The organism is Nocardia sp. NPDC004711, assembly GCF_053601595.1.
On the sequence record NZ_JBSGCB010000106.1, the window covers coordinates 1 to 14,191 of the forward strand.

Here is a 14,191-nt window from a genome sequence, read left to right on the forward strand (position 1 = left end):
TCCGCGACGACATCCACGAGGCCTTCCTCAGCCTGGCCTGCAGCATCATCTGCTGGCGCCGACTGACCAAACTCCCACTTTGTTAGGAGTTCTAATACTGCAACGACACCTATGTGAGTCAGTGCTGGTAGATCTGTTGTGTGGTGTTGGATCGTGTTGTGGCCGAGTTAGATTCGTTGATGTCGCGGATCGGGGGTCGGTTCGCGCGGTCGGAGCCGCGGGTTCGGGCGCGGGAGTACGTATCGGGACTGTTGGCGGGTCTGGAACGCAAGAACGGGTGGACGTTGGCCGAGCGGGCCGGTGAGGCAGGCCCGCAGGGGATGCAGCGGCTGTTACGAGCGGCCGATTGGGACGTCGACGCGGTCCGTGACGATGTGCGTGACTATGTCGTCGAGCACCTGGGTGACCCCGAGGCCGTGCTGGCCGGTGACGAGACCGGCTTCCTGAAGAAGGGCGTGAAATCCGCTGGGGTGCAACGCCAGTACTCCGGTACGGCCGGGCGTACCGAGAACTGCCAGATCGGGGTGTTCCTGGCGTATGCATCCAAGCACGGACACGCTCTGATCGACCGGGAACTCTATCTCCCGCAGTCGTGGACCAGCGATCGCGACCGCTGCCGCGACGCCGGAATTCCGGACGAGACCGAGTTCGCGACCAAACCGCGGCAGATGATCGCCATGCTCGAACGCGCGGTGGCCGCGCGGGTGCCGTTTCGGTGGTTCACCGCCGACGAAGCCTACGGACAAGCCGGTTACCTGCGGGACTGGTGCGAAGACCACGATGTGTTCTACGTGCTGGCCACCCGCTGTGACCAGCAGGTGAGCACCCGCGCCGACCGCGCCGCCCGCGCCGACGAGCTGGTCGCCGAGTTCGCCGACCACACCTGGCAGCGGCTGTCGGTCGGTGCCGGCTCGCACGGTCCCCGCGAATACGACTGGGCGCGCCGACAGATCGAGGGCACCTGGAATACCGGACGCGGGCACTGGCTGCTGGCCCGGCGCAGCATCGCCACCCCCACCGAGATCGCCTACTACCTCTGCTACGGTCCGGCCACCGCACGGTTGGTCGATCTGGCCTGGACCGCGGGGTCGCGCTGGCACGTGGAAGAAGCGTTCCAGCAGGCCAAAGGTGAGGCCGGGCTCGATCACTACCAGGTCCGCACCTGGCGAGCCTGGTACGCCCACATCACCTTGTCCATGCTCGCCCTGGCCTGGTTGGCCGGATCGAAAACCGTTGCCGCAAAGGGGGACTCGCCGACACCGACGAAGGCATGATTGCCCTCACGCTACCGGAGATCCGCCGCCTGCTCATCGCCTTCGTGCTCACCCGCCACCACCCCGCCGACCACACCTGGGCCTGGTCGCGATGGCGACGCCGCCGACAACACCAAGCCCGGCTGTCCCACTACCGACGCCGCGGCCACCCACTCACCTGAGTGTCGTTGCAGTACTAAGAGCCTGCCTCCCATAGATTGTCCTCGCTGTACGGACCGGTTTCGGCCTCGGCGACACCAAGCCGCTTCATCAAGATCGGTACCAGCGGCCGGACCGAGGCGGGCAGCAGCCGTGTCAACGGTCTGATCAGCTTCTGCACCACGCCCTTCAGGAGTGCCAGGCCCACCCGCTTCAGCTTGCGCAGCAGCGGGCCGAGCAGATGTTTGCCGATCGCCGAAACCCCGCTCTTGATGACGCCGATACCGCGCTTGGCGATATCGACGACGCCCCCGATCGGGTTCTTGGCGAATCGCACAGCGCTCTTGAGTGCGCTCTTCGCCTTGCGGACCAGCTTGCCGAAGAAGTTCTCGAAGCCCTCCGAGGTGAACCCGACCGGAGTCTCCAGCGATTCGAGGAGCTGTTCGAATTCGCTCTCGCCCATGCCGAGTACCTCGGCGTTCTCCAGGCCCGCCGCGAGGCCGTCCACGGTACGGGTCCACGCCTCGGCCAGCGGAGTGAGCCACTGCTCCAGCGCATCCCGGGTCTCGGCCTCGGACAGCGGCGCGCCGGCCTCCTGCTCGCCGGCCAGCGTCAGCGCCGCGCCCTCGTTGAGCAATTGCTCGAGGGCGTCCTCGAATTCCTCGTCGCGCAGCGCTTCCATGAAGTCGCGCAACGCCTCCGACGCCTCTTCGGCTTCGGTCGGGGATTCACCGCCGAACGGTGATTCAGCGGCAGAGAAGCTCTCGAACGGCGAATCCTCGAATTCATCCGCGCCGAGCTCCTCCTGTGCCAAGGTCTCGTATTCGGCGGTCGGGGTCATCGCGGCAAACGGGGATTCATAGGTCTCGTCACCGCGGGACTCCGCATACGCATCGCTTCGCACCAGGCTCACCTCTGCCACATCGATTGCTCCGGAACTCAGTGTGGCGGCGGTGAATATGCGGTGCCGTCAACGGTTCATCTCACAGTCGGTCTCCGACGAATCGAATCGCCTTAGTACCGCGGCCAGATAATCGCAGGCCTCGCCGGCGTCGGGGAAGACCCGGGACTGCTCGGCAGCGCCGAGCACGCGAATGAGCAGCCGGTCCCCATCGCGCCAGACCCGAAGCACCAACACGAGGCTGTCGTCGTTCGTCACCGGCGCAGTCTGACAGCGAGCCGTGCCGGGCTGCGTCAATGGCGGCAGCGAATGTTGACGCAGTGTTGACGGAGCGGCGGCGGTAGCCGCATACCGTGGGACACAATCGATACCATCGGACCACCGAGGGGGGACGCCCGATGATCGCCGCACAAGCACAGCCGCGAATTCGCGCGAAATTGTCTCTGCTGGGCGGATTCTCGCTGCACATCGACGGTGCCACGGTGCCGCTCCCGATGCATTCCCGGCGGGTGCTGGCCTACCTCTCGGTGGAGAAGTTCGCCGCGCCCGACTGCGATCGCGGTGTGCTGTCCGAACGATTGTGGCCGGGTACCTCGGCCGAACGATCCCGGGCCAGTCTGCGCACAGCGCTGTGGCGGATTCGCCGTGCCGCTCCGGAAGTGCTGGGCGGCGCGGGCGATCGGATCGGTCTCACCGACGACGTGGTGGTGGATGTACACCAGTTGCGCCGGCATGCGGAGAACGTGCTCGCGGCCCGCACGGAGTGCTCGTTCGAGCAGGTGGCTCTGTTGTCGCGCACCGCGGAATTGCTACCCGGCTGGGACGAGGCATGGCTGGTCCTGGCCCGGGAACAACTGCGGCAGTTGCGATTGCACGCTATGGAGGCGGCCGCGCGCAGGCTGAGCGAGCAAGGCCACCACCCCGAGGCGATCGATCTGATGCTAGCGGTGGTGGCCGCGGAGCCATTGCGAGAGTCGGCGCAACGGGCACTCATTCAGGCGCATCTGCGGGAAGGCAATACGGCCGAGGCATGCCGCCAGTTCGAGCAATTCGCGAATCTGTTGCGAGACGAACTCGGATTGCGTCCGTCACCACAGCTGTGTGCGTTGGTGGGTGCTGTTCCGGTGGCGTCGGCCCTGATCCCACCGGGTCGAACGGGAGCACGGCGCGCATTGCGGTAGTGCGCTGCTCCCAAACACGGGTCTGCGGGGCCGGATGGCAGCACCGGCCGTGCACCGATACCAGCAATGTGGAGGCCGTCTCCGGCACGAGTTCGCCGGGCCAGCGTGCCGACACCACCACCGAATCGCCTGGCTCGAGATCGAATCCGGCAGCGGCCGCGAAGCCGGGGAGGAAGTCGTCGGGGTACCGGGGTTCGCTTCGGGACGAGCCGTGGATGGCGAAGACCACCAGCAGGTGCGCACAGTGCCCGGCGCCGGGGTTCGAGACCCGGGCATAGATCCAGTTGTCCCGGCCCGGCCGCGGTGGCTGGTCGTCGATTCCGTCGTCGTCGTGGTGCCGGATCCAGATATCCGGTCGGTCGGGGCGGACCGACCACAGCGACGGTTGCGGCACGGGCGAGGGCTCCTCGAACCCGTAGACGAACCGATGGAAAGCGTCCACCAACTCAACCGCCCCCGTGGTGGCCACCAGGTGCGCCTCCAGGTCGGTCGTGGACGTCGGGGTGCCGCAACGGGTCCGGAACAGGGCGGCCATCGCGGCGCGCAGACCGTCGACGCCGATCAGCGTCGCCGCCCCGCGGAACACCCGGCTGCCGTCGACATACGCGTTGATCGGGGTACGCCGATCGAACGGCCGGCGCGAGCACAGCCGCACCGGCGCACGGCGGAAGTCGAATGGCTCGGGCTGGGCGCCATCGTCGTGGAATCTCGCGAATCCCTCATCCCACCATCCGTCGGCCTGCCCAGCCGGGGTGACACCGCGGGCGAACCAGGAATGCAGGACCTCGTGTGGCAGCGCGGCCAGCGAGGTCGTGCAGGCCTGGTTGTACTCCATGCCACCGCGCCCGCCATGGAAAATCGCCACGAAACGGCGGGCCGCGAAGGGACCGTAGTCGCGCTCGTTGCGTGCGAGCAGTGCACCGATCCGGATCGTTTGTGAGGCAAGGTCGATCGGTAGCGTGGCGGGCTTCCACGCCCGCACCACCACCTCGGTCCGGGACAGCGGCAGCGTCACCACCCGTGCCGACGTCCGAACCGAGTTGGCCGGATGTATCTCGACAAGTGGTGACAGCACACTGAAATGGGCGGGGAAGTTTACCGACCAGTGGTTCGGCGCGGTCGCCGCGACCGCGCCGTTCGAGATCATGACGTGCGCGGCGCGCGCGCCAGTGATGCGCACCCGCAGCCGCAGCGGGAACTGGTCGAACAACAGATTCGCTGGAAATCACGCTTCCAGGTAGCGGCCGGCGTTCAGATCGGACATCCCGAATATCCAGCGCAGCGCGGTATCCGGCAGCCAGGTGAGTTCTGCGGGACGCACACCGCCCGGCTCCGCCGCGGGTGCATCAAGGTGGTACCGCGCGCCCAGCGAATGGACCGAGCCGGCCGCCTGCGCCACCCCGAGCACCCGCATCGTGCTGTACGAATCGCCGCCGAGAGGGTAGGACCGGACCAGATCGGCGGCAATCGGCATCCCGTCCAACCGCCAGTGGTCCACCCGCTGTCTGAGGTCGAAAGCGGGATTGCCGCTGTGGGGTCCGACCACATAGTGCATGGTCGCCTCGGCGACCGCCACCGACCGCGCGCAATCGAACCTCACCGCCGCCTCGACGCCGAGAATATGAATCGGAACCGCAACCAGCTCGGCGATGGCCGTGGGCGCGAAGGCGGCACGAAATCGGTTCTGCGCCATGAACCTTCTCCCGCTTCCCGCGCCCGACCTGACGACGGCAATGGTCGACTCCCGATGTATCTCCCCGCGTCAACAGCATTGGGCACACGCATGGGGTGAGCAAAGGTGCTCAAGAAGGAAGGAGAGCAAATCAGCCGAGAAAACGAAAATCCCTCACTCACCCGGATCTTCGCGGTCACGCGGTTGAGTAAGGGACATCCGGTGGACCTAGCGGGGGGTTACTCGAAACTTGACTCATTCCAGAAACAAGTCAAGAAACTCAGAGACTGCCTGGTCACGGACGGAAACGGAGGCTTCCGGTCACCATCTCACCGGCCGCAGCCAGCTTCGGCCGCGGAGCCGTTCAAGCTGTCACAACGGCTGGGCCAGGAAACTATCCGGCAGATCGTCGCTCGGTATGAGGCTGGCGAGCCCTCGACTGCCCTCATGTCGGCGTTCGGCCTCAGCAAGGGCAGCCTACTCAAAGTGCTTCGCGATGCGGGGGTGGCGATGCGCAACCAGGGCTTGAGTCCTGAGCAGATCAACGAAGCCGAGCAACTGTACGGTGCCGGATGGTCGCTGGCGCGGATTGGCGAGAAGCTCGGGGTTGATCACGGAACGGTGTGGCGACGACTTAAGGAGCGTGGGGTGCCGATGCGGGATGCGCATGGACAGGAGCGGTAGCGAACCGGCTGGGCAACGCAAGGACCTAACGGAACGGCGAACGGCGCAGCCTGCCAGTTACTTTGAGCTCGATGTCGGCCCTGGAAGTTCGATCAGGCTCTCTACGAGCGCGTGAATCTTCCGCATAGCGACATCGAGTTCTGACCACCCGAGCGCAATCCCCTCCAGCTCTATCCGGTCGTCGAGGACGTGGAGCATCGCCATGCCGCTTGAAATGGTTCCCTTCTTGAGAGCGCTGTCCGTATGCTCAATTGCGTTACGCACTTTTCGGATTGAGTCCTGAACTGCCTTGCGCGGAAGCTCATCCTTATCAATGGGAGGAGACGCTGGTGAGCGTGCCAGTGCATTGGCGAAGTCGATGCAGCGAGCGAGTGCCGTAATTCCCGCTTCCATGTGCGAGATCGCGGAGAAGTGAGTACTGATTCGACCCTCGTATCGGTGGGCTATGTAGTCGAGCAACGCTTCCCGAGCAAGGCTGAAATCAACGATAGCGCGATCTGACAGGCGAACGAGATTGAGAAATAGCTGGCGCTCATGCCATCCTGATAGTTGCGGCGACAGATCACCAATGAAAACCTTCGCGGCTACTACGACGATCTGCGGATGGGCGAGATTGTCAAATGCGGGTATGCCGCAAATTTCAGGCAAGAACGGATGCAGTTCGATCGACACGACACTCTTCCTATCTGCGTCTTAGCCAGCGTGCACTGCCGAGCTGCCCTCTTTTTGTCTCAGGCAAGCGGTTTCAAGGCCGTGAAAAGCTTGTCAGCCAGAACATCGAGGCCAATATCAGACCTGAGTGCGCTAATGTCGGATACCAACGAACTGTAGGTTGCAACATCAGCACTAGCTACGTTGTGCCAAATTGGTAATACTACGCCCCCGCCAGCTCTGAAATGATTATTCATCGCTGCATTGAACTCTCCCTTAGCCCAGCCTGGATTACTCAAGAAGTTCGGGGACAGAACGACGATGCACTTCGGCGCTTCTGCGAGTCCTCGATCGATGGACTCGCGCCCTATCACCGACATTCAAAGAGTATTCGTCATACCACACGGGGCATAGCATCGATTGTAGCTTGCGGGCCAGTGGCCTAACGAAGTCGTCCTTATCCCTAGAGTCGTGGCTGATAAATTCCCACGGCTTCTCGCGCGCTGTCATGAAGTCTGCGTACTCCTTGTCCTTAATCTCAACGATATAACCTACGGTGGCACCCGCTTTTACAATAGCTTCCTTGTCGGCGGGAGGCACTAGGACATCTAGATACTGTTGTTCGCCACCATCGATCCCGCCGGCGCCCGGGCAGCAGGTGTGCCCACGCGCCTGCTGGGCGCTGTTTTCCTGGCTGTCGTCGGCACAACTGTCGCCGAGGCCACCCCGCTGGTCGGTTCCGTTGTCGTCCTCGGGCTGCTCACCGCCCCGGCCGCCGCCGCGGCCCGGCAGTCCAAGGCCCCACCGCTCGACATCGGCGGGATCATCACAGGCCCAGCGCATGCGCGCGGACACCACACGCATGGCGTCGTAACGGTCCTGGTGCTCGATCATCCAGCGGTCGGTGGTGTCCATCGCGAGATCGGCACCCGGGAAGTGCCGCGCGATGAGCGAGACGGCGCGCTGAACCTCGGACTCCTCCAATTAGACCAGAAAGCCCTCCGAGACGAAGAAATACGGCCCCTGAAGGGCTTTCACCACCTCCACCCAGCCGGCATCCAGCACCGACGCCGCGATCATCCGTCGCTGATCGGTCTCGACGAAGAACCTCGACCGCACCTCCATCGCATCTGGCAGATCCGGATCGACCCAGCGCACCCGGCCGTTGTCGACCCGCTCGAACCGCGTGTTCAGCCCCGCCCCGATCTCGACCACCGTGCCCCCGGGATGCACAGCGAGGAAGCCAGACACCCACGCGTCGAAAATGCTGGTCCACAACACCGTTCCGAACAAGCTGCGGCCGCCGTCGAATCGACCGAAGTCGTAGTCGATGGCCCCGATCATCTCCACGGCCTTCGGATCGCGCAGGATCGGGCGAGCCTTGCCGGTTTCGACGGCACGGCCGTAGAGCGGAATCAGTAGCGTCTCCTGGACTTCGCCCAGATGGGTAGCGTCGATAGCCATAACCAACCCATTAATGAGAAGCGTTTTCAGTAAGAGTAGGCCCGAGCGCCATGAACCGCGACATGCCTCGCTGGAGATCGGCGACATCGGCTGCCAGGATGTCGGAGTGCTGGCGCAGAACACTGTCAACTCGGTCCGCGTGCGGGTTTCCTCGACCTATGTCCTTGCCGCGCTGGTGGTCCTCAGCGTCGCCTGCCATGGACCGCTGGCGCGCGCGGTGGGTTCGTCGGCGCGTTTGCAGACCGCGGTGACGATCTTTGCCGGTGTCTTCGTTCAGGCGGTGCCATTCCTCGCGCTGGGGGTCACGGTCAGCGGGGCGATCGCGGCGTTCGTGTCCCCGGCGCTGCTGCGAAAAATGTTGCCACGCAACGAGACGGCCGCCATCGGCGTTGCCGGGATCGCGGGCATGGCATTACCCGGGTGCGAATGCGGCGTTGTCCCCGTCGCGCTGCGGCTGTCCGAGCAGGGCGCGCCGGGATCGGTCGCGCTGGCGTTCATGCTGTCCGCGCCCGCCATCAACCCGGTCGTGCTGATCGCGACGGCAGTCGCGTTTCCTGGGGAACCCGCAATGGTGGTGGCGCGGTTCACTGGTTCCTTGACCACCGCGTTCTACCCCATCCAGCGCGCCGCCCCGCACACCCCCCCAATACTGGAGCCGACCATGGCCGCCCACCCACCGCTGCCACTGCGAATGCTTTGCCACCATATGCGCACCGACCGCGTCATCGACCTCCTGACGCCACCGCCCCATCGTGTCCTGGACCTGATCATGGGTCCACTCACACCACACCGCCGGACAGCGGAACAGATACCGGCCCATCCCGGTCCGGCCGGCCGCGGCGACCCCGAGCCACGTGTTTCCACGCCTGAACCGATCGTCGCTGGTCACGCCGTCGTCGTCACCCACAATTCAACAAGATCATATTGACAGCGCCCGCGACAGTTGAATACCGGTCGGTAGTGTGTTTGCGAAAACTACTGCCGCGCAGCGGCTTTGGAGCTGACAACGGACATACCCCTCCCCAGAGCATCGACATGAGGATGGAATCCATGAGTGACATGCCTCACCTCATGCGGGTTCTGCACACCCCCGCGCTGCAGATGGACACGGGCACTGTGGTTTTCGCCTGTCCGCTCGAATGCAACTGGACCCACCAGCCGCGGCCCGACCGTGGACCGCTCCGCGTTCTGTTTCCCGACTGGCCGGGAAACCTGACGCCCGAAGAGATTTCGGCCGCCCTCACCAACCGCAGTGCGGAAGTGGCGGAGATGATCGGGCGCATCATCTACGCCGCGGCCAACCCGGTCACGCTGCCACTGCGGGAACGCGCCCACCGGCAGGCAAGGGCCCAGCGCGACACTGAACGCGAGCGCACCCTCAAAAGCCTCGAGTCCGGCGAGGTCGGCGCCGCGGAACTGCGCGCCCCGCGGACTATGTGCGCCGCAGCCCGGCCGAAGACCAAAGGAGGCAGAGGATTTCGTCGCGTGGGCAGATGGCCAGCCAAGGTCCACGCTGCCGCGCCGCACCACTGACACGCACGCGAAGGCCGGGCTGGAGATCACGGTCCGGATCCTGGGAGGCCTCCCGCCGGAAGGAGATGTCAAGTGCAGTGGTATCCCCCGGCCGACGTGGTCGGTGATGCGCCGCTCTTCGGCGACCAGATGAACGCGGTGCAGTGGTCGCGGGACCGCGCCCACGAGCGGGCCTCGGCGCGGGCGCTCATCGCTAACAACCCGCCGTATCGCACCCTGCACGGACCGAACGTGCTTACGTCACAGTGACGTTAACTTGACAGCCGGTGACCGTCACCGATCTAGTCAGCTGACCCTTTCGTTCTGATCGCGCAAATTGTCCAGTAGGCGAGGACTTCTCGCCCCGGAATCGACTTGATCGCTACCGGTACGCTGATCGTTGGCCTCACCTGCCACGGGGCCGGTTCTCCGTGTCCGGAGGGGGACTTCTCATCGCTTGCGGTGGCGGCGTCGAGCAGGTCGCGGGCTTGGTCGTAGGACAGCCGCGCCGGGCCGGTGTCTGGGCACACGTCGCGGTCGGCGAGGTACTTGCCGCGCCCGGGGCGCCGGGTGGGTGACGAACAGCGGTCCGGCGGTGCGGTCGCGGATCAGGCGGGCGGTGCCGGCGTCCCAGTACACCGTTTCGAGGACGTGTTCGGCGTGGGCGGCAGCGGGCGCGCGGGCGGGCGCCTTTGGACTTCGCGGGGCACGAGCAGGCGGCGAGGTCGAGGTCTTCGATGTTGACCTCTACAGCAGTTCCTCTGCGCGGGCGCAGGTTTCGTACAGCATCGGCCACAACGTCTCCTCCCGCACGTGGATGTCGCGGCGGCCGATCAGCTGGTCGATCGCGGTACGGGAGCGGACGAGGGTGTCGGAGTCCGGTGGGGTGGACCGGCCCGCCAATGCCGGGACCGCCGGTGGGTCCCAGCCTTGTTCGCGGCACCAGCTCAGCCACTTGCCGACCGCGGCCTGGCGTGCGTTCCAGGTGTTCCCCACAGCCTCGCGCCACAAGGCTTCCAGCGCGGCACCGATCTCGGTGTCGGTCACCGCCGCCAGGGCCTGGCTGTCCGCGCGCAGCCCCGTCCGGGTCGCGGCCGTCGAGTCGGTCGGCGGTCTTGACGATCACGACGGTGCAGGCGCGGCGGGTGTTCGCCGAGCCGATGGTGTCCAGCAACGCCTCGGCCGTCGACCGGACCGTGCGGGGCGGCACCGTCCGGATCCGGGTCACGGTGCCCGCCATCGTCACCGTCTTCCGGGCTTGCCCCGGGTAACTGGGCCGCTTCGTGTATGCGCCGCAGTGAGATCGACGCGGCCCGAATTCGATGCCAGAGGTCGGATTACAGGCCGTTATCTGGGGCAAGGAGTTTCCGTGTGTGTTCAGGCGTTGGCGGATTCGTTGCGTCGCAGCACGATCAGTGGTGTGACATAGTGCTCGGTCACCCGCCCGCCGAGTTCGTCCACAGCTCGAGCTGCCTCGTCCACCTCGGCAGGGCTCCAGTTGCTGAACGTGGTGAACAGGTCGCGGATCTGGTCGGTCCGCATGTCGATCGACCACGGGAACCGGCGAATACGCGTGGTGACGAAATGCCCGCTGGCGGTCAGGCGAGCCGCCCACGCGTCGGTGTCGAGTTCACCAGGCATGCGCGGTGGTTCCACCGCTGTCCGACGGGCCACGATCTGGGTGACTCGCTCGCGAAACGGCGTAACCGGGACAGCCGGGTCGCCGAAGGCGTTGCGCCACACGGCGAAATGGCCGCCCCCTCGCAGCACGCGATGCACTTTCGGCACGACCACCTCGAGATCGAACCAATGCACCGCGGTGGCCGCGACCGCGAGATCATAGAATCCGGTCGCCAGCTCCACCTGCTCGGCCGTGCCGACGTGCACAACCGCGCCCGGCCAGCGCCGACGCAAACGATCCGCCAGGGCCGGGCCCGGTTCGACCGCGTCGACCGACGCGCCCGCCCCGAGGAGCCGACCGGTGGCCAGTCCACTACCGGCACCGAGATCGATAGCCCGGATTCCCGGCCGCAGCACTCCGAGATCGTGCAACTCGGCCCACAGCACAGCCGGATACGGCGGCCTGGCCCGCTCGTAGACCTCAGCATGGCTATCGAAATGCAGGGGGTCGGGCATCCGTAACACTCTAATCCAGTGCCAGCCGTCCCGAGCGGCGCGAACAGCGGAGTTCGGTGAGCAACCGGCGGCCACGCCTGCAGCCGCAAGAGGGTGTCCCGCACCCGCAGCGGCCGGTAGCCGGTCGGCCCCTACGAATGCGCGACACACTGTTCCGATACCCGACGGTCACGGTCCTGCCCGGCATCCAGCTGTGTCCGTTTCGAACCGAGCGCTATACCGCGAGAGCCGATGTTCGCGCCGTTCGCTGCTGGATCCGCGTGAAGGTGCCATGTTTTCGACTACTCACTCGTTGCCCTCGATATCCAGCATCACCAGGCACGACTCGTCGACGCCATCGGCACGCAGTAGTCGCACGCGCACCGCGCCGAGCCGCCGCCACCCGCCACGATCAGCCCGCACGACCGACACGAACCCTGTGGCCTCGCGGACACGCAGGATCAGCGCGACAGCCCCCGGCCGCGACGGCGAGAGTCGAACCGATCGCCGACCCCGCCGGTCCCAACCCCGCGGCGAAGATCAGAATCCGCGACAACACCACCGAGCCGGGGCGGTGCGTGGAGATCGCGCCGGGCCGCGCGTTTCACACCGAGTAGGTGCGGCGGCGCCGGACCAGCCGCGAACCATCGTGACGCTCGACCGCGCAGAGGGCGTTGCCTACCTGAGTAGACACGAGATCGACTCGGTCCATCGGCCGCCCTGACCCCGCGCGGAGTGTGACGTGCGTCGCGTCGCTAGACCACGAAAGCTATGCATGTTACCTTTTAAGCTATCATAAATAGCCTAGGAGATCGTCATGGCCACCCAGCACCTCTCGCTTCCCGACGGCACCATCGCCTACGAACTCATCGGCGGCTGCGATGGACCGCTCGTGGTGTGTGTCCCCGGTATCGGCGTCAACCGCGCCGACTTCCGGTTCCTGGCCCCGGCACTCGCCGACGCCGGAAACCGGGTGGCCGTCATGGACATCCGCGGCCACGGCGACTCCAGCGCCGACTGGCCGCACTACCACCCCACCGCCATCGGCCACGACATCACCGCCCTCATCGCTCACCTCGGCGGGCCGGCCGTGATCATCGGCCACTCCTTCGCGGCGAAGTCCGCCGGACAAGTCGCCGTGCGCGAACCCGAACTGGTCCGCGGCCTGGTGCTCGTGGGTGCCGCGGTACGCCACGACAAGCCCGGCTTGCTCATGGGGCTGGCCACCACACTGGTCACCAGCAACGCCTGGCTGTGGACGATGTTCCTCAAGTCGCTCTACCCCGGCACCAAACCCGCCGACTTCACCCAATACCTGGCCGAGAACAAGACGAAACTGCGCCGCAAAGGACACCTCGCGGCCCTGAGCGCCCTGACCGCTTCACTGCCCACCGACCCGGCCCTGCAACTGTCGGACATCACCGCCCCGACCCTGGTCATCATGGGAACCAACGACGGCGACCTCCCCGACCCCGCCGCCGAGGCACGCCGAATCGCCGACCAGGTTGCCGGGCCGTCCCGAGTCACGATGTCGGACGGATCGGGGCACTACCCCCACGCCGACAACCCGGAATTCACCGCGCACGCCATCGTGACATTCCTGAAAGAGCTGTGATGCCACACACGCGACACTCCCCCACCGCCTTGGCCAACCGCGTGAAGAAGCCGTGATGCCACGCGCCGGACTCTCCACCATCGCGGTGGTGGACATCGCCGTCGCCGTCGTCGACGAGGGTGGACCCCGCGCCCTGACCCTCGCCGCGGTGGCCACCCGCGCCGATGTGGCCACCCCCTCGCTCTACAAACACGTCAAGAACCTCGACGAACTGGTGGACCTGGTCGGGCTGCGCGTCCTCGAGGAACTCACCGAACGAGCGACCACCTCGGTGATCGGGCTCGGCGGCCCCGAAGCGGTCGGTGCCCTGCTGCGCGCCTACCGCGACTACGCCGTCCAACACCCGTACCGGTACGCGATGATGCCCCAGAGCATGCGTGAGACACCAGCCTGGGACACCGCCAGCCGCCGCCTGATGGACAGCATCCTCGCCGTTCTGACCGGCTGCGGCATCACCGGCACCGACGCAGTACACCTCACCCGCTGCATCCGCGCCGCCGGCCACGGCTTCGCCACCCTGGAATCACAGGGCGGCTTCCAACTCACCGAAGACATCGAAACGTCCTTCGCCACCCTGACCCGCATGGTCCTCAGCGCACTACCGTCACACTGAACCCCAAGTAGCGGCGTCCAGCGGTGGATTCCCTTCAGCCGCAACCGGCATACGGTGTCGGGGTTGTCGTGACAAGCATGGGTGCCGACACGGGCGACCATGACCGTCCACTGCCTATCCAGCCGCAGCGGCCCCAAACCCGTGACAGTTCAGACATCGAGTCTGCCGAGGTCCAGCCCCGATCGTCGTAGGCGGCGGTCACGGTGGCTCACCGTGGGGGCCGCATCGGCTGTGCGGGGTCGAGGTGGGTTGGCCCGCGACCCGGCTGAGGAGTTCACGGCTGGATCGGGGTTGTGGACTGTCGGGGTGTGGGGGTCGTGGGGGGCGGGGGGGGGGGGCGGGGCGGGGGGGGGCGAGGGCCCGGCGAGCGG

General features: G+C 66.0%; 18 protein-coding genes and 1 pseudogene. 11 read left to right on the forward strand and 8 right to left on the reverse strand.

What is annotated here, in order from left to right; translation table 11 throughout:
- The first annotated feature begins 140 nt into the window (after positions 1–140).
- Entirely contained in the window at positions 141–1,274 is a 1,134-nt protein-coding gene (locus ACWEKS_RS46720) for an IS701 family transposase (protein WP_452346136.1), read from the forward strand.
- Positions 1,271–1,435 (forward strand): hypothetical protein, encoded by a 165-nt coding sequence (locus ACWEKS_RS46725; RefSeq protein ID WP_452346137.1) that lies wholly within the window; start codon positions 1,271–1,273, stop codon positions 1,433–1,435. The genes ACWEKS_RS46720 and ACWEKS_RS46725 overlap by 4 nt, the downstream gene beginning before the upstream one ends.
- Positions 1,436–1,449: 14 nt before the next feature.
- On the opposite strand, the gene ACWEKS_RS46730 is transcribed toward ACWEKS_RS46725, so the two are convergent.
- Together ACWEKS_RS46730 and ACWEKS_RS46735 are read right to left on the reverse strand one after the other, a co-directional pair.
- Complete coding sequence (locus ACWEKS_RS46730) at positions 1,450–2,316, reverse strand: hypothetical protein (RefSeq protein ID WP_452346138.1); 867 nt, start codon at positions 2,314–2,316, stop codon at positions 1,450–1,452.
- Between the two features lie 66 nt (positions 2,317–2,382).
- The gene (locus tag ACWEKS_RS46735) at positions 2,383–2,571 is read right to left on the reverse strand and encodes a hypothetical protein (RefSeq protein WP_452346139.1); all 189 of its coding nucleotides are present in this window, start codon (positions 2,569–2,571) and stop codon (positions 2,383–2,385) included.
- Positions 2,572–2,711: 140 nt separating this feature from the next.
- Here ACWEKS_RS46735 and ACWEKS_RS46740 point away from each other — a divergent pair, with 140 nt between their 5' ends.
- A complete protein-coding gene (locus ACWEKS_RS46740) occupies positions 2,712–3,494 on the forward strand; it encodes an AfsR/SARP family transcriptional regulator (RefSeq protein ID WP_452346140.1) in 783 nt (260 codons plus the stop codon).
- Positions 3,495–4,719: 1,225 nt separating this feature from the next.
- Here the strand turns inward: ACWEKS_RS46740 and ACWEKS_RS46745 are convergent.
- Positions 4,720–5,187 (reverse strand): hypothetical protein, encoded by a 468-nt coding sequence (locus ACWEKS_RS46745; protein ID WP_452346141.1) that lies wholly within the window; start codon positions 5,185–5,187, stop codon positions 4,720–4,722.
- Positions 5,188–5,292: 105 nt separating this feature from the next.
- Between ACWEKS_RS46745 and ACWEKS_RS46750 the strand changes: the two genes are divergently transcribed.
- Positions 5,293–5,850, forward strand: a complete 558-nt coding sequence (locus ACWEKS_RS46750) for a helix-turn-helix domain-containing protein (RefSeq protein WP_452346142.1) — start codon at positions 5,293–5,295, stop codon at positions 5,848–5,850.
- Positions 5,851–5,907: 57 nt separating this feature from the next.
- Here the strand turns inward: ACWEKS_RS46750 and ACWEKS_RS46755 are convergent, their stop codons facing one another.
- Complete coding sequence (locus ACWEKS_RS46755) at positions 5,908–6,522, reverse strand: hypothetical protein (protein WP_452346143.1); 615 nt, start codon at positions 6,520–6,522, stop codon at positions 5,908–5,910.
- A 59-nt stretch (positions 6,523–6,581) separates the two neighbouring features.
- Positions 6,582–6,881: a toll/interleukin-1 receptor domain-containing protein gene (locus tag ACWEKS_RS46760; RefSeq protein WP_452346144.1), complete on the reverse strand. Its 300-nt coding sequence runs from the start codon at positions 6,879–6,881 to the stop codon at positions 6,582–6,584.
- Between the two features lie 280 nt (positions 6,882–7,161).
- On the opposite strand from ACWEKS_RS46760, the pseudogene ACWEKS_RS46765 reads away from it, so the two are divergent.
- A pseudogene (locus tag ACWEKS_RS46765) lies at positions 7,162–7,239 on the forward strand (hypothetical protein); the annotation flags it as partial.
- A gap of 246 nt (positions 7,240–7,485) precedes the next feature.
- Here the strand turns inward: ACWEKS_RS46765 and ACWEKS_RS46770 are convergent.
- Positions 7,486–8,052 carry a class I SAM-dependent methyltransferase gene (locus ACWEKS_RS46770; protein ID WP_452346153.1) on the reverse strand — a complete coding sequence of 189 codons (567 nt, stop codon included), beginning with the start codon at positions 8,050–8,052 and terminating at the stop codon, positions 7,486–7,488.
- 19 nt (positions 8,053–8,071) lie between these two features.
- On the opposite strand from ACWEKS_RS46770, the gene ACWEKS_RS46775 reads away from it, so the two are divergent.
- The 3 genes from ACWEKS_RS46775 (at position 8,072) to ACWEKS_RS46785 (ending at position 9,747) form a co-directional block, all read left to right on the forward strand.
- Positions 8,072–8,893: a permease gene (locus ACWEKS_RS46775; RefSeq protein WP_452346152.1), complete on the forward strand. Its 822-nt coding sequence runs from the start codon at positions 8,072–8,074 to the stop codon at positions 8,891–8,893.
- Positions 8,894–9,015: 122 nt separating this feature from the next.
- Positions 9,016–9,498 (forward strand): hypothetical protein, encoded by a 483-nt coding sequence (locus ACWEKS_RS46780; RefSeq protein WP_452346145.1) that lies wholly within the window; start codon positions 9,016–9,018, stop codon positions 9,496–9,498.
- Positions 9,499–9,570: 72 nt separating this feature from the next.
- Positions 9,571–9,747, forward strand: coding sequence for a hypothetical protein (locus ACWEKS_RS46785; protein WP_452346146.1), 177 nt, complete (start codon positions 9,571–9,573; stop codon positions 9,745–9,747).
- Between the two features lie 477 nt (positions 9,748–10,224).
- On the opposite strand, the gene ACWEKS_RS46790 is transcribed toward ACWEKS_RS46785, so the two are convergent.
- On the reverse strand, positions 10,225–10,524 hold the full coding sequence (locus tag ACWEKS_RS46790; RefSeq protein WP_452346147.1) for a hypothetical protein: 300 nt from the start codon (positions 10,522–10,524) through the stop codon (positions 10,225–10,227).
- 68 nt (positions 10,525–10,592) lie between these two features.
- Here ACWEKS_RS46790 and ACWEKS_RS46795 point away from each other — a divergent pair, with 68 nt between their 5' ends.
- Complete coding sequence (locus tag ACWEKS_RS46795; protein WP_452346148.1) at positions 10,593–10,748, forward strand: hypothetical protein; 156 nt, start codon at positions 10,593–10,595, stop codon at positions 10,746–10,748.
- 106 nt (positions 10,749–10,854) lie between these two features.
- Here ACWEKS_RS46795 and ACWEKS_RS46800 read toward each other — a convergent pair whose 3' ends face one another.
- Complete coding sequence (locus ACWEKS_RS46800) at positions 10,855–11,613, reverse strand: class I SAM-dependent methyltransferase (RefSeq protein WP_452346149.1); 759 nt, start codon at positions 11,611–11,613, stop codon at positions 10,855–10,857.
- A 796-nt stretch (positions 11,614–12,409) separates the two neighbouring features.
- Between ACWEKS_RS46800 and ACWEKS_RS46805 the strand changes: the two genes are divergently transcribed.
- Positions 12,410–13,207, forward strand: coding sequence for an alpha/beta fold hydrolase (locus ACWEKS_RS46805; RefSeq protein WP_452346150.1), 798 nt, complete (start codon positions 12,410–12,412; stop codon positions 13,205–13,207).
- Positions 13,208–13,262: 55 nt separating this feature from the next.
- Positions 13,263–13,820, forward strand: coding sequence for a WHG domain-containing protein (locus tag ACWEKS_RS46810; protein ID WP_452346151.1), 558 nt, complete (start codon positions 13,263–13,265; stop codon positions 13,818–13,820).
- Positions 13,821–14,191: the final 371 nt, after the last annotated feature.

Excerpts from the sequence above, each read along its gene's own strand:
- ACWEKS_RS46805 (WP_452346150.1), top strand. The coding sequence starts at position 12,410 with ATGGCCACCCAGCACCTCTCGCTTCCCGACGGCACCATCGCCTACGAA.
- ACWEKS_RS46770 (WP_452346153.1), bottom strand. The coding sequence starts at position 8,052 with ATGTCGCCGATCTCCAGCGAGGCATGTCGCGGTTCATGGCGCTCGGGC.
- ACWEKS_RS46760 (WP_452346144.1), bottom strand. The coding sequence starts at position 6,881 with ATGTCGGTGATAGGGCGCGAGTCCATCGATCGAGGACTCGCAGAAGCG.
- ACWEKS_RS46800 (WP_452346149.1), bottom strand. The coding sequence starts at position 11,613 with ATGCCCGACCCCCTGCATTTCGATAGCCATGCTGAGGTCTACGAGCGG.
- ACWEKS_RS46745 (WP_452346141.1), bottom strand. The coding sequence starts at position 5,187 with ATGGCGCAGAACCGATTTCGTGCCGCCTTCGCGCCCACGGCCATCGCC.
- ACWEKS_RS46810 (WP_452346151.1), top strand. The coding sequence starts at position 13,263 with ATGCCACGCGCCGGACTCTCCACCATCGCGGTGGTGGACATCGCCGTC.
- ACWEKS_RS46725 (WP_452346137.1), top strand. The coding sequence starts at position 1,271 with ATGATTGCCCTCACGCTACCGGAGATCCGCCGCCTGCTCATCGCCTTC.
- ACWEKS_RS46740 (WP_452346140.1), top strand. The coding sequence starts at position 2,712 with ATGATCGCCGCACAAGCACAGCCGCGAATTCGCGCGAAATTGTCTCTG.
- ACWEKS_RS46780 (WP_452346145.1), top strand. The coding sequence starts at position 9,016 with ATGAGTGACATGCCTCACCTCATGCGGGTTCTGCACACCCCCGCGCTG.